This is a genomic window from Nocardioides sp. PD653-B2, assembly GCF_002117935.1.
GTDB lineage: Bacteria > Actinomycetota > Actinomycetes > Propionibacteriales > Nocardioidaceae > Nocardioides.
This window is the reverse complement of the sequence record NZ_BDJE01000011.1, coordinates 20,811-33,975: the sequence shown is the minus strand read 5'-3', so window position 1 is coordinate 33,975 and position 13,165 is coordinate 20,811. Positions and strand designations below refer to the sequence as shown.

The 13,165-nt window shown below is 71.6% G+C and carries 14 protein-coding genes; 6 read left to right on the top strand and 8 right to left on the bottom strand.

Annotated features, from left to right (window positions below; translation table 11 throughout):
• The first annotated feature begins 112 nt into the window (after positions 1-112).
• From PD653B2_RS05075 to PD653B2_RS05060, 4 genes are read left to right on the top strand one after another with little or no spacing between them, the layout of a single operon-like run.
• On the top strand, positions 113-1,429 hold the full coding sequence (locus tag PD653B2_RS05075; protein WP_165763336.1) for an aspartate aminotransferase family protein: 1,317 nt from the start codon (positions 113-115) through the stop codon (positions 1,427-1,429).
• A complete protein-coding gene (locus PD653B2_RS05070; protein ID WP_085871253.1) occupies positions 1,419-2,630 on the top strand; it encodes an aminotransferase class V-fold PLP-dependent enzyme in 1,212 nt (403 codons plus the stop codon). Before PD653B2_RS05075 ends, PD653B2_RS05070 begins: the two co-directional genes overlap by 11 nt.
• Before the next feature lie 23 nt (positions 2,631-2,653).
• Positions 2,654-3,244, top strand: coding sequence for a glucose-6-phosphate isomerase family protein (locus tag PD653B2_RS05065; RefSeq protein WP_085871252.1), 591 nt, complete (start codon positions 2,654-2,656; stop codon positions 3,242-3,244).
• Positions 3,241-4,185 (top strand): phosphoglycerate dehydrogenase, encoded by a 945-nt coding sequence (locus tag PD653B2_RS05060; RefSeq protein WP_085871251.1) that lies wholly within the window; start codon positions 3,241-3,243, stop codon positions 4,183-4,185. Before PD653B2_RS05065 ends, PD653B2_RS05060 begins: the two co-directional genes overlap by 4 nt.
• A gap of 328 nt (positions 4,186-4,513) precedes the next feature.
• On the opposite strand, the gene PD653B2_RS05055 is transcribed toward PD653B2_RS05060, so the two are convergent.
• From PD653B2_RS05055 to PD653B2_RS05025, 7 genes are all read right to left on the bottom strand, one after another.
• On the bottom strand, positions 4,514-5,017 hold the full coding sequence (locus PD653B2_RS05055) for a DinB family protein (protein ID WP_085871250.1): 504 nt from the start codon (positions 5,015-5,017) through the stop codon (positions 4,514-4,516).
• 93 nt (positions 5,018-5,110) lie between these two features.
• Positions 5,111-6,787 carry a phosphoenolpyruvate--protein phosphotransferase gene (gene ptsP / locus PD653B2_RS05050; RefSeq protein ID WP_085871249.1) on the bottom strand — a complete coding sequence of 559 codons (1,677 nt, stop codon included), beginning with the start codon at positions 6,785-6,787 and terminating at the stop codon, positions 5,111-5,113.
• Positions 6,784-7,062, bottom strand: a complete 279-nt coding sequence (locus PD653B2_RS05045; protein WP_085871248.1) for an HPr family phosphocarrier protein — start codon at positions 7,060-7,062, stop codon at positions 6,784-6,786. The genes ptsP and PD653B2_RS05045 overlap by 4 nt, the downstream gene beginning before the upstream one ends.
• Positions 7,059-8,273: an alanine racemase gene (locus PD653B2_RS05040; protein WP_165763335.1), complete on the bottom strand. Its 1,215-nt coding sequence runs from the start codon at positions 8,271-8,273 to the stop codon at positions 7,059-7,061. Before PD653B2_RS05040 ends, PD653B2_RS05045 begins: the two co-directional genes overlap by 4 nt.
• Positions 8,258-9,460, bottom strand: coding sequence for a phosphopentomutase (locus tag PD653B2_RS05035; protein ID WP_165763334.1), 1,203 nt, complete (start codon positions 9,458-9,460; stop codon positions 8,258-8,260). Before PD653B2_RS05035 ends, PD653B2_RS05040 begins: the two co-directional genes overlap by 16 nt.
• Positions 9,457-9,879, bottom strand: a complete 423-nt coding sequence (locus PD653B2_RS05030) for a PRD domain-containing protein (RefSeq protein WP_085871245.1) — start codon at positions 9,877-9,879, stop codon at positions 9,457-9,459. Before PD653B2_RS05030 ends, PD653B2_RS05035 begins: the two co-directional genes overlap by 4 nt.
• Entirely contained in the window at positions 9,869-10,276 is a 408-nt protein-coding gene (locus PD653B2_RS05025; protein ID WP_085871244.1) for a DUF2620 family protein, read from the bottom strand. The genes PD653B2_RS05030 and PD653B2_RS05025 overlap by 11 nt, the downstream gene beginning before the upstream one ends.
• A 121-nt stretch (positions 10,277-10,397) precedes the next feature.
• Between PD653B2_RS05025 and PD653B2_RS05020 the strand changes: the two genes are divergently transcribed.
• Entirely contained in the window at positions 10,398-11,192 is a 795-nt protein-coding gene (locus PD653B2_RS05020) for a GntR family transcriptional regulator (RefSeq protein WP_165763333.1), read from the top strand.
• Between the two features lie 29 nt (positions 11,193-11,221).
• Here PD653B2_RS05020 and PD653B2_RS05015 read toward each other — a convergent pair whose 3' ends face one another.
• Positions 11,222-12,154, bottom strand: a complete 933-nt coding sequence (locus PD653B2_RS05015; protein ID WP_207559335.1) for a shikimate dehydrogenase family protein — start codon at positions 12,152-12,154, stop codon at positions 11,222-11,224.
• Between the two features lie 50 nt (positions 12,155-12,204).
• Between PD653B2_RS05015 and PD653B2_RS05010 the strand changes: the two genes are divergently transcribed.
• Complete coding sequence (locus tag PD653B2_RS05010; protein ID WP_165763332.1) at positions 12,205-13,146, top strand: phosphotriesterase family protein; 942 nt, start codon at positions 12,205-12,207, stop codon at positions 13,144-13,146.
• Positions 13,147-13,165 lie beyond the last annotated feature (19 nt).

Here is a 13,165-nt window from a genome sequence, read left to right as displayed (position 1 = left end):
AGGGTGGTAATGATGTTACGACGACTCACGAGAAGGTCAAGTGTCTGTGGTCAACAAAAATGAAGGATCAGATCGACCGAACGCCGACTTGGTCGAGGATTGCATCCGCTATGTGTGGCGCCATGGGGTGACGGCGGCCGCGACCCGAGCCGAACGAGGCCCGCTGGCGGTCTCGGCGAGCGGCGTCCGGGTCACGGACGCCGATGGGCGGACCTATCTTGACGGGCTGTCGGGCGGCTCCGCCGCCGCGACACTCGGACACGGCCGCGTCGACGTCGCCGACGCGGTCCACGCCCAGATGACGACCCTGCACTGGGTCTCGCTGCGCACCTTCATCAACGAGCCGTCCATCGAGCTCGGCCGCCGGATCGCGGGGCTGACCGACGCGGACCTCCAGACCAGCTTCTTCGTTTCCTCCGGATCCGAGGCCGTCGAGAGCGCGACCCAGCTGGCCAAGAGCTACCACCGCGCGAAGGGCAACCCCGAGCGCACCAAGTTCCTCTACCGCAAGACGGGCTACCACGGCACCACGCTGGTCGGCGCGAGCGCGAGCGACAATCAGGAGTTCCGCACCTGGTTCGCCCCCCTGGCGCCGGGCTTCGTCGAGCTGGACGCCTGCTACCCCTACCGCCGTCCCGACGGGATGACCGAGGAGGAGTACGGCGACGCCTGCGCCGACGCGATCGAGGCCACCATCCTGGCCGAGGGCCCCGAGACGATCGCGGGCATCCTCGCCGAGGCCATCCCGGCCGCCCTGGTCCTGGTGCCGCCGGCCAACTACCTGCGCCGGCTCCGCGAGATCTGCGACCGCTACGACATCCTCTGGATCGACGACGAGGTGTTCATCGGCGTGGGCCGCACCGGTCGCTGGTTCGGCTTCGAGCACTTCGGTGTCACCCCGGACATCGTGACCTCGTCCAAGGGCATCACCGGTGGCTACGTGCCGCTCGGCGCCGCCATCGCCACCGGCCGGGTCATGGAGATCATCTACGGCGACGGCGCCTCGACCCAGGCCAAGGTCTCCGGGCACACCTACGCCGCGCACCCGACGGCCTGCGCCGCGGGCCTGGCGGTGCTCGACGCGATCGAGAAGGAGAACCTCCTCGAGTCCACCGCGCAGGTCGGCGAGTGGATGATCGAGGCCTTCCGCTCCCGCTACGAGGGACACCCGAACGTCGGCGAGGTGCGGGGCAAGGGCTTCCTCATCGGGATCGAGCTGGTCCAGGACGCCGCCACCAAGGCCCCCTTCGCCAAGGACCTGGGCGTCGGGCGCCGGATCATGAACCGCGCCATGGAGCAGGACTTCATGCTCCGTGCGACCGGCGACGTGATCACGCTGTTCCCGGCTCTGGTCACCACCCAGCAGGACGGCGAGGACATGGTCGAGGCGACCTGCCGCGCGATCGACGAGGTGCTCGGTGAGCTCTGACCCGACCGATCGCGGTGAGCTGGTGGACGGCTTCGCCCGCGACCTCACGGGGACTGTCGTGCGCGAGCACATCTCCCTGGAGGACGCGGTGCGGCTCCAGCACCGCTTGGTCGACGTCGCTCAGCAGGTGATGGGGTCCGACGTGGTCTTCGTCGAGGACTACGGCCAGGTCCGCGAGCTCGCCACGGTCGGGTTCGGCGGCGGCGGACGGCCCCGGGCGACCGCGCGGGTCGAGGAGGTCCTCGCGCGGTTCTTCGACGCCGAGGACGCCGTGCTGATCCACGGCGCCGGGACCGGGTCCATCCGCGCGATGCTCAACGGTCTGGTCGAGCCCGGCTCGCGGATCGTCGTGCACGAGGCGCACCCCTACAAGACCACGCTGCCGGCGATGCGGCACATGGGACTCACCGTCGACTACTCCAGCTTCGACGACGCCGCGGGCCTCGAGGCCTACCTGCGCGAGCACCGCCCCGCATCGGTCTACCTCCAGCACGTCCCGCAGCGGCTGGGGGACAGCCACGACGTCGCCCGGGTCATCGACCTGGTGCGGTCGGTGTGCGGGAACGACGTACGCATCCTCGTCGACGACAACTACGCAGTGATGCGCTCGCCGCGGATCGGGGTCCAGATGGGGGCAGACGCCTCGGCGCTGTCGCTGTTCAAGCTGCTCTCCCCCCACCCGATCGGTGCGGTGCTCGCCGACCGCGATTCGGTCGGGCAGATCCGCCGCGACCTGTCCTCGGCCGGCTGCCAGATCCAGGGTCCGCACGCGATGGCAGCCCTGCGCGCACTGGTGTTCGCGCCGGTCGCGCTGGCAGTCCAGAACCAGACGGTGCTGGACGTCGCCCAGGCGGTGACCGAAGGCGTCGGCAGCGAGGACTACCCGTTCCTCGCCGGCGCCTACGCCGCGCAGCCGGGGATCCGGTGCGCCGTTTTGCTCTTCGACCGTCCCGTGGCCGAGGAGTTCCTGCGCTCGGCCTGGCGCAACGGGTCACCCAGCCAGTCGGTGGGCGAGGAGGCGCAGTTCGAGTTCCTGCCGCTCTTCACCTACCTGACCAGCACGTTCCTGAAGTCCGCTCCCGGCCTGGAGCGGTACGCCGTACGCGTCAACCCGATGCGTGGCGGAGCCGAGACCGTGCTCCGCATCCTGCGTGCCGCCCTGGCCGACCCGGAGTTCCGCTCCGCCGCCGCGTCCGCCTGACCGACCACCCAGGAGGGTGACCCATGACCACGACCGACCTGCCCGAGGGCGCCCTGGTGCCCTTCACGGTGTACATCGACTTCGAGTCCGGTGACCTGACGCCCGACCCGGTCGTCCTGCGGCGCGGTCTCGCCGATCTGGCGGGCTACTTCCTCAGCGACGTCGAGACGGCGACCCCGGCCGACGGCGACATGTACAGCGTGCACGAGATCCGGGTCCCGGCGACGAACAACAACCTCCTCTCCTCGACCACGGTGCTCCAGCCGGGCAAGGTCGGCGACGAGTACTTCATGACCAAGGGTCACTTCCACGCCACCCGCGACCGCGCCGAGATCTACCTGACGCTGTCCGGCCAGGGCCTGCTGGTGATGGCGCTCGAGGACGGCACCACCGAGACCAAGGAGATGCGCCCGGGCATCGTGAACTACGTGCCCGGCCACTGGGCCCACCGCTCGGTGAACACCGGCGACGAGCCGCTGGTGTTCTACGCGGTCTACATCGGCGACGCGGGCTACGACTACGCCACCATCGCCGAGCAGGGCTTCCCCGTCATCGTGGTCGAGGGCGAGCGCGGCCCGGAGATCGTCGCGAACCCGCGTTACCGCCGCGCGTGACCACCGTCGCGGTGACCCCGCGGGGCTTCCGCCAGACCCCCGGTCGGCACCAGGAGCTGCTCCACGACGCCGGCTACGACGTGCGCTACCCGACCCAGGAGCGGCCGCTGACCGCGGCCGAGCTGCGGGAGCTGCTCGACGGGTGCGACGGCGCCATCCTCGGCGTCGACGAGGCGTCGTCGCAGGCGCTCGTGGGCACCGGCCTCCGGGTCCTGGTGCGCTTCGGGATCGGGGTCGACAACGTCGACCTCGACGCCGCGCGTACCGAGGGCATCCGGGTGACCCGGACGCTCGGCGCCACCACCACGTCGGTCGCCGAGCTCACCGTCGGCCTGATGCTGGCCGCGGCCCGCGGCATCCCGAGCCTCGACCGGTCGGTGCGCGCTGGCTCGTGGTCGCGCCCGACCGCGCTCGAGCTCGCCGGCCGGACCCTCGGCCTGGTGGGCATCGGCCGGATCGGCCAGGAGGTGGCGGTCCGCGCGAGGGCGCTCGGCATGGAGGTCATCGGGCACGACCCGGTGGCCGTGCAGACCGACGTCTCGATGGTCGCCTTCGACGAGCTGGTCGCACGCTCGGACGTCATCTCGATCCATGCCCCGCTGACCGAGACCACCCGGCACCTGTTCGGCGCCGAGGTGCTCGGCCGGATGCGGCCGTCGAGCATCCTGGTCAACACGGCCCGCGGCGGCATCGTCGACGAGGACGCACTCGCCGTCGCGCTGGCCCAGGGTCCCCTGCACGCGGCCGCCCTCGACAGCTTCGAGGAGGAGCCGCTGGACGCCGCCAGTCCGCTGCGCGACCTCCCGAACGTGATCCTCACGCCGCACTGCGGCGCGTCCACGGTCGAGGCCGTCGAGCGCGCCGGCGTCCTCGCCGTCGAGGAGCTCCGCCGTGGGCTCGAGGGCGCTGCTCTGCTCTTCGAGGTCGGCTCCGCCACCTGACGGGCACGGCAACGCCCCGTTCGCCACGCCTGTCCGGAGATGTCCGAGGTTTCTCCTGCGGTGGTGACAGAACGAGGCGCACCGGCCGCGCTTCTGTCGCACCTCGCTCGTCACGACCAGCAGCACATCGACCTCAGCACCTCCTGCGAACCGCACGGCGGCCCGGAGGCGGCCACTCCTGGACGACCGACCTCTACGGCTCGGACGGCCTGGATGTCGACACGGTCGTCGAGTGTCTGGACCGCACCGAGTCCGCCGAAGCCGTCATCGCGTCGCCTCCCGACTGACCAGCGAGCTCCGGAAGCGATCTGCGCGTCCTGACTCGACGTCAGATCGACAGGTACTGCTTGCCGTCGAGGAGCTCTCGCACGACGTCGAGGTGGCCGGCGTGGGTGGCGGTCTCGACCAGGACGTGCACCAGGACCGTACGCAGATCCGGGAAGGACTGCCCGGACTCGGCCCACCAGTCCTCGTGCCGGGCGGGCGGCGCATCGAGGGAGAGGTCAGCGATGATCGCGTCGGCATGTTCGATGGCGGCGCGGTAGGCTGAGACGATCGACGCCGGGGGTTCGTCGTCATGGACGAGCCAGTCGGCGTTGATGCCCTCCGGCCAGAAGTCCAGGGGCTCACCGGCCATCACGACTCCGAACCAGTAGCGCTCATCAGACAGCGTGAGGTGACGCAGCAGCCCGAGACACGACCACCCGGACGGCAAGACAGGCTGGCGCAGCTGGCCGTCGCTGAGACCCTCGACCTGGTCGAGGACGTGGCGATGCTGGTCACCCAATCGGTGGAGCAACAGGTCTCGCTCGGCTGACGCCTCGGTGCTCATGGGGAAACAGGATGTCAGGAAGTCCACCGCGCTGTGTGGGCGCTGGCGGCCGAGAGGCCACCGAGGCCCACCCGGCCACGGGACCTCCGGGTGTCAGCCCCGGGGCGTGAGCAGGTCCAGCGCCGCGGAGACGTCCGCGCGACGCCGTGCGGACAGCACCGCCGCCACCCCGTCGGCCGTGCCGGCGGCCTCGAGCTCGCGGACCCGCTCCTTGACCACCGGCACCAGCGGCCCGGACACGCTCAACCGGTGGTAGCCGAGCCCCACCAGCAGAGCGAGCGCGCGCGGGTCGCCGGCGAGCTCGCCGCAGATGCTCACCGGCGTGGCACCCGCGCCGGCGCGGATCAGGCGGAGGGTGCGCAGGACCGCGGGGTGGAACTCGTCGTAGAGGTAGTCCAGCCGGGTGTTGCCCCGGTCGGCCGCCAGGACGTAGGCCGTCAGGTCGTTGGTGCCGACGCTGAGGAAGTCCACCTCGTCCGCGACCTCGGCGGCGAGCACCGCCGCGCTGGGCACCTCGATCATCGTGCCGAACCGGAACGCGGTCTCGCCGGCACACTCGGCCAGCAGTGCGCGGACCTCGTCGAGCTCCTCGAGCCCGGAGACCATCGGCACCATCACGCTGATCTCGGGGTACGCCGCCGCGGTGCGCGCGAGCGCCCGCAGCTGGGCCGCGAACAGGTCGTGGTCGGCGAGGGTGAGCCGCACGCCCCGGACCCCGAGGAACGGGTTGGCCTCGGCCTCCACGTGCAGCCCCGGCACCGGCTTGTCGCCCCCGATGTCGAGGGTCCGGAACGTCACCGGTCGGCCCTGGGCGGCCTGGGCCACCGCGGCGTAGTATGCCGCCTGCTCCTCCTCGTCGGGGGGCGCCTGGGACTGCATGAACAAGAACTCGGTGCGGAACAGCCCGATCCCGTCCGCGCCCCAGCCGACCGCGCGCTCGACGTCGAGGATGCTCCCGGCGTTGGCCAGCACCACGACCTCGATGCCGTCGCTGGTGGCGACCCGCTCGACGATCACGGCCTGGCTGGCGCGCGCCGCGGCCACCGAGCGCGCCCGGGCCACCTCGGCGTCGCCGGGGTCGAGCGTGCAGGTGCCCTGGTCCCCGTCGACGAGCACGACATCGCCCGAGCACACGGCGTCGAGCAGCCCGCTCGCCCCCACCACGGCGGGGATGCCGAGCTGGCGGGCGATGATCGCGGCGTGCGCGGTGCGGGACCCCACCTCGGTGACGATCCCGCGCACGACCTCCAGGTCGAGGGCGAGGGTGTCGGTCGGGGTGAGCTCGTAGGCGCCGATGATGACGTCGCCCTCGAGGCCGGCGAGCACGGGAGCCCGGCGCCGGTTGGTCAGGTGCCCCACCACGCGCTGCCCGACGTCGAGGACGTCGGCCGACCGCTCGGCGAGGTACGGGTCGTCGAGCGCTGCCAGCAGCCCGGCCACCTCCTGGCTGACCGCCCACACGGCGCCCTCAGGGGTGGCGCCGCCACGGATCGCCGCCACCACGGGTTCGAGCCACTCGGGGTCGTCGAGCACCAGCAGCTGGGCCTCGACGATCGCGGAGTTCTCCGCACCGATCCGCTCCCGGGCCGTCGCGGCGATCGCGACGATGTCGTCGCGGCTCGCCGCCACCGCCGCGGTGAGCCGGTCCAGCGACTCCGGGACCGGGCGCGTGCTCCTGGCGGTGACGTCCACGTCGGCGCCCGCGGGCTCCAGCATGACGACCGGGCCGAGTGCGCAACCGCCCGAGGCCGGGATGCCCTGGAGTATCACGGCGACGACGTGCCCTGGACCTGGTGGCCGAGCAGCTCGGCCAGCTCGGTGACGGCGCGTTCCTCGTCGGCGCCCGTCGCCTGGAGGGTGACGAGCGTGCCGTGCGCGATACCGAGCTTGAGCACCGACAGCAGGCTCTTGCAGTTGCCCGACTTGTCCCCGACCTGGATCTCCAGGTCGCATTCGAAGTCGCGCGACGCGGTCACGAAGTCCGCTGCCGGGCGGGCGTGCAGGCCCTGGGGGTCGGCGATGGTCACGGTGCGCGTGGCAGTCACGGCGCGGTCCTTCCGTCAAGTCCGCCGACCGGGAGGAGGTCCTCCCCGAGACGGAATCCAGTGCTGGTGAAGATGCCTTCGACGACCGGCTGGGACCCGATCCCGCTGACGACGGCGACGAAACACTTGCTGACGAACACCTGCGCACGGAAGGCGTACACGACGGTGCTGCCGATCCGCAGGCGCCGGGGATCGTCGAGACGCAGGGTGCCGTAGTAGTCGATCGCCTCGGCCGGGTCGAGCTCGACCGCGGCGGTGACCGGCTCGGCGCCCACCTCGTCGTAGACCAGCGCGGTGCGCGCCTTCGACCGTGGGTAGAGCCCGCCGGCGATGCAGTACGCCGCGTCCGCGGTCGTGTGCGAGATCTCCGAGACGTAGATCATGGCCGGCAGCTCCGGCTGGTCGCTCACGGCATGCAGCGGAGTCTGCCCGGTGAGGCAGCTGCCCGGCTCCACGTGGGTCGCACCGGCCGCGGCCTTGATCCCGAACGTCGCCGAGCAGCAGGCGCTCGGGGTGTTGCGCACGGGCGCGTCGATGCCGGCGGCGTTGATCGCCTCGGACGCGGCCCGCAGGGTCTCCAGGTTCTGCGTCGCGCCGAAGGCTCCGGCCGTCTCGTCCCACAGCACGACCGGGAAGCTCGTGACGCCGCGCATGCGGACGCCGGGCAGGGCGTCGATCCGGCGCGCGACGTCGACCGCGTCGGCGAGCGGCACTCCCCCGCGCTGGCCGGGGTAGAAGGTGTCGCCCGGCTCGGAGATCCGCAGCGTCAGGTCCTGGACCCGGCCGCGCTCCTGCATCGCCTTGCTGATCCGCTCGGCCTGGTCGTAGCCGAAGACCGTGACGAAGTCGGGCTCCATGTCGGCGGCGAGCCCGAGCTCGTGCTCGGGCACCTGGACCAGGTGGCCGACATGGCCCATCTTCAGGCCGTGGGCGTGCAACAGCCGGGCCTCCTCGAAGTCGACCGCCACGACGCGGTCGATGCCGGCGTCCGCGATGGCCTGGGCCACCACCGGGTTGCGACCGAACTGCTTGGTCATCTGGTAGGCCGTCAGGCCGTGGGACTTCGCGGCCTGCGCCACCACGGCGGCGTTGCGCGCCACCGTGTCGAGGTCGACCACGTAGCAGTTGGACGGGATGCGCCCGGCCTGGTGCAGCTCGACCGCCGCGTCGATCAGGGCGGGGTTGCGGCGACGGGTCACGTCGATGAACACGAGATCTCCTTCAGGAATGACTCTCCGGACTCCAGCTCCGCGAGCTGCTGGAGGTCGGCCACGGTCGCGGCGACGTCGGCGAGGGTGGACCGGATGCCGAGGTCGACGGGTTGGAACGCCGCACCGTAGGCGAGCAGCGGGACGTACTCGCGGGTGTGGCGGCTGCTGCCCGAGGTGGGGTCGTTGCCGTGGTCGGCGGTGACGAACAGCACGTCGTCGGGACCCAGCTGCTCGAGCAGCTGCGGCAGCTTGGCGTCGACGAGCCGGAGCACCTGCCGGTAGCGGTCGCGGTCCTGCTCGTGTCCGGCGAGATCGGTCTCCTGGACGTTGGCCACGATCAGCCCGTGCTCCATGGAGGTGAGGTGGCGCACGGCGGCGTCGAGCACCTCCGCGGTCGGCACCAGGTTCTCGCGCACCGCGCCGGTGCAGCGCACCACGTCGGCCGCCTTGCCCAGCAGGACCACGTCGCCGCCGGCCTCGATCACCCGCGTCGGGAGCTGCCGCTCGACCGGGAACTCCAGGCCGAGGTGGCGCACCTGGTAGTCCTCGGTGTAGACCCCGAGGCCGGGGGTGTCGACACCGACCTGGCCCTCGCCGCGGTCCACGATGTGCGCCCGGATGTCGTCGACGTCGTAGCCGCGGCTGCCGACCACGATGACGCGGGAGACGTTCACGGCACGGCGTACGACGAAGCCGATCTCGCTGAGCTCGTCGAAGCCGATGTCGTCGAGCGTGGCGGTCACGTTGATGTTCAGGCGGGCCCGGGCCTCGATGTTGTCGTGCACGACCGCGACGCCGTCGACGAGCAGCATCGACTGGCCTTCGACCAGCGGCTCGACCCGGTGCCCGGCCGCCACCAGGGCGTCGCGGACGGTCTCGCCGACGTCCTCCATGAGCTTCAACTCGACGCGCGACAACCCGCCGCCCATGAGCTCCTGGTGTCCGAGGTAGGTGTCGGCGCCGGGGTGCACCGGCGCGAGCCGGCCGTAGGCGCCGCGCAGCTGCTGCTCCTCGACCGCGCGAGGCGCGAGCCGGTGCAGCCCGAGGGACGCGAGGGTCGGCAGCTGCAGGGGTGCGTCCCCCGCGACGTGCTCCAGGGTGTGCCAGCCCGCGTCGGAGTCGGCGACGTCGGGGGTCGCCCCGACACCGAAGCCGTCGAGGACGACCACCACCGCGCGGCCGGTCACCCGCCCTGCTCGGACTGGAGGTCGACGATGCTGCACAGGTGCACGGTCATGTAGCTGATCTCGGGATCGGGGACCGTGCGCTCGAGCACCGGGGCGCAGTCGCGCATCACCCGAGCGACGGCGTCGCGTTCGCGGGTGCGCTCGGCGATCTCCTCCTCGGCGACCGCCGAGAGCTCGATCGGGGGGTCGCCGCGGTTGATCCGGGTCAGCGCGATCGCCAGGTGGGTCACGAACTGGGCGGAGTTCTCCTCGGTGAACCGGAGGTCGAGGCTGACGGCGAGGTCGGCGAGCGCGAGCTCGGTGAGCCGGCGGGCGAGCTTGCTCACCTGACCGGACTCCTCGAGCATCTCGAGCCGGTCGGCGAACTCCTCGGTGATCTGGGCGTGGGCGGCCGCGTCGGCCGTCAGGTCACCGGTCACCTGCGCGGCCCTCCTGCGCGTCGCGGTGGGCCAGGATCTCCTTGATGATCAACGGGATCGCGGTGGTGGTCTGCTCGTAGGCGAAGCCGAACGCGATCCGGCCCTCGCCCACCATGGTCCGGACCCGCTCCTCGGTGACGACCATCCCGGGTGTCCCGACGATGCCGACCTGCTTGGCGCCGAGGATCGCGGTCGCGGCCGCGAGCGCGCCGCCGCCGCCGGACCAGCAGGTGCCGATGTAGTAGTCGGCCTGCCCCTTCTTCACCAGTCGCGCGCCCTGCATGTCGCCGAGGGCGGCGGCCTCGACCCGGCCGCCGCCGGCGTCCTGGGCGATCCTGGCCATGGTCGGTGCGTCCACTCCTGCGGCGACGACACGGATCGAGCGGGTCTCGTTCATCGGGGGGCCTTTCGTGCTGGTGACGTGGTGGTGAGGGGTGCCAAGTCGGCGCGGGGACCACGGCCCGGTGTGGGATTCATCATCCTGTCATCACCTCAGCATGGGTGATACGGTCCGCGTCGTGGCCGAACACGGCGGGATCGAGCGGGATGCTCGACTGCCCTATTACGAGCAGCTCAAGCAGCTGATCCTGCGAGAGATCGCGCAGAACGGACTGGAGCCCGGCCACCTGTTGCCGTCGGAGACCGAGATGTGCGCGCGGTACGGCGTGTCGCGGACCGTCGTACGCCAGGCGGTCGGCGAGCTGGTGACCGAAGGCGTCCTGCAGCGGATGCGCGGCAAGGGCACCTTCGTGGCCAAGCCGAAGCTCTCCGAGCAGTTCATGGAGAGCACGGTCGGCTTCTTCGAGGACATGACCAGCCACGGTCACTCCGTCTCCAGCTCGGTGCTCTCGATCGACCGGATCGAGGTCGCCGGCCGGATCCGGGAGCTGATGGGCGCCGACGCCGGCGCGCACTGCATCGAGGTCGTCCGGCAGCGCGCGGTCAACGACGAGGTCGTCGCCTTCACCAAGTCCTACGTGAACCGCGACGACCCGCAGCTGCTCGAGCACCTGCGCGCCGCGGACCTCTCGCAGGGGTCGCTCTACCGGATCCTCGAGGACTCCTTCGGGCTGCGCATCGAGAGCGGCCACCGCTCCATCGAGGCGACGGCTGCCGCGGGCATGATGACCAAGCTCCTCAACGTCGGCCAGGGCGAACCGCTGCTCTACGTCGAGTCGGTCGGCCGCGACGCCAACGGCGGCGCGATCGAGTGCTTCCGGGCCTGGCACCGGGCCGACCGGATGCGCGTCGAGATGGACGTCGTCCGTGACAAGCGTTCGTCCGGAGCCCTGGTCTCGCCGTTCACGATCTGAGGCGGTCCGCCCGATGCGGGGCTCGGCGCTCACGTGGCGTTCCCCGCGACGTTGCGCCCGGTGGCCGTGGCGGCGACCTCGGCCAGCTGGGCGAAGAGGGTGGCGTCCAGGGGCACGTCGAAGACCTCGGAGATGACCTCGGTCCACCCGTGCAGGAAGTACCGCCACCCGTCGGCGACGGTGAGACCGCGCTCCCACTCCTGGGCGCGCGCCTGCCGGAGGAAGTCGAGCTCGCCGCGGTAGTTCATGTCCCACGCGACCGCGCCCCGCGGGAAGACCACGGCGTCGCTCACCGGCGAGCCCGGCGAGTCCTTGCCCATGCCCGTGGCGTTCACGACGAGCGATCCGGGAGCGGCCGAGGCGACGACCTCGTCGCTGTGCTCCGCGGCCGTGGTGTGGTGCAGCTCCAGCTCGACCCGCCCGGGCAGTCGCGCCGCGACCTCGCGGGCCAGCTCGAGCCGGCCGGCGTCGCGATCGGTGAGCAGCAGTCGACGCGGCTGGTGGGTCTCGCCCAGGACGGCGACGAGCAGCGCGAGACCCGCGCCCCCGGCGCCGAGACAGACGACGTCAGCCACGCCGTCTCGCCACGGCTCGGGCCCGAGCAGCTGGGTGTAGGCCTGCCGCGAGGTGATCGGGTCCTTCGCCCAGCCGAGCAGCCGGCCGGAGCGGACCGCGATGCACGAGACCTCGTGGCAGAGCTTGGCGGCGTCGTCGAGCTCGTCGAACCAGGTGCCGGCGACGTCGTACACGCCGGCCTTGTGCGTCGTGACCAGCGCGCCGGCGATGTCGGGGTCGGTACGGACGGTGTCGACCGCGGCGCGCAGCTGCTCCGGCGGGGCGTGCAGCGGCACGTCGAGGCCGCGGAGCTCGGCATCCAGGCCCAGCACCTTCGCCCAGGCGGGGAAGATCGTGACGATGCTCGACCTGGTGGTCGAGACACCGACAAAGTAGAGGTGACGCACGGGGACCTCCTCGCCTGACGTCATCTTGTTATGACGTTATGATATCTGGCATGAGTGGTCAAGGATTCGTCCGTACCGTCCTTGGTGACGTCGCTCCGGAGACGCTCGGCCTGACGCTGTGTCACGAGCACCTCGTGACCGCGCCCGCGCCTCGGCTCCGTGACGGCGACGACCTGCTGCTCGACGACCCCGCCAAGGCGGTCGCCGAGCTGGAGGTGTTCCGTCAGGCGGGCGGCGGAGCACTGATCGAGCTCACGGTCGCGGAGTTCGGGCGCGACGTCCGGGCGCTGCGGGCGATCTCCGCCCAGAGCGGGGTGCAGGTCGTCGCCACGACCGGCCACGTGTCGGTCGACTACTGGGACGGCGTCATCGACGTCCCGGCCCTGTCGGTCGAGCAGCTGGTCGAGGAGATGACCGCCGACCTCAGCGTCGGCGTGGACGGCAGCGAGGTGCGCGCCGGCATCATCAAGGCGGGCAGCTCCCGCGACGAGGTGACCGACGCCGAGGAGCGGGTGCTCACGGCGGCCGGCATCACCCAGCGGCGCACGGGCTCGCCGATCACGACCCACACCACCGCGGGGACGATGGCACCCGACCAGGCGCGGATCCTGCTCGCGGCCGGAGCCGACCCCCGCCGGGTGTGCCTGGGCCACCTCGACCGCCGGCTGCGCTATCCCGAGCTGCGCGCGCTCGCGCGCGAGGGCTTCCTGCTCGGCTTCGACTGCATCTCCAAGGACTGGTACGAGCCCGACGCCAAGCGCGTCGAGACCGTCGCCCGCCTGGTCGACGACGGCCTGGTGGAGCACGTCGTGCTCTCGGGCGACCTGGCGCGGCGCAGCTCCTGGGTCAGCTGGGGCGGCGGCCCGGGCTACAGCTACATCCCGTGGCGGTTCGTGCCGTGGCTGCGACGCCAGGGCCTCGAGGAGCAGGCCATCCGCCAGATCACGGTGGGCAACCCGGCACGCCTCCTCACCTGGGCGACTCCCAGCTGACGGGGAGGACCAGGCGGCC

What these genes read in the sequence shown, in the direction of transcription:
- PD653B2_RS05065 (WP_085871252.1), top strand. Translation starts at nt 2,654, where the DNA reads ATGACCACGACCGACCTGCCCGAGGGCGCCCTGGTGCCCTTCACGGTG.
- PD653B2_RS05055 (WP_085871250.1), bottom strand. Translation starts at nt 5,017, where the DNA reads ATGAGCACCGAGGCGTCAGCCGAGCGAGACCTGTTGCTCCACCGATTG.
- PD653B2_RS05025 (WP_085871244.1), bottom strand. Translation starts at nt 10,276, where the DNA reads ATGAACGAGACCCGCTCGATCCGTGTCGTCGCCGCAGGAGTGGACGCA.
- PD653B2_RS05010 (WP_165763332.1), top strand. Translation starts at nt 12,205, where the DNA reads ATGAGTGGTCAAGGATTCGTCCGTACCGTCCTTGGTGACGTCGCTCCG.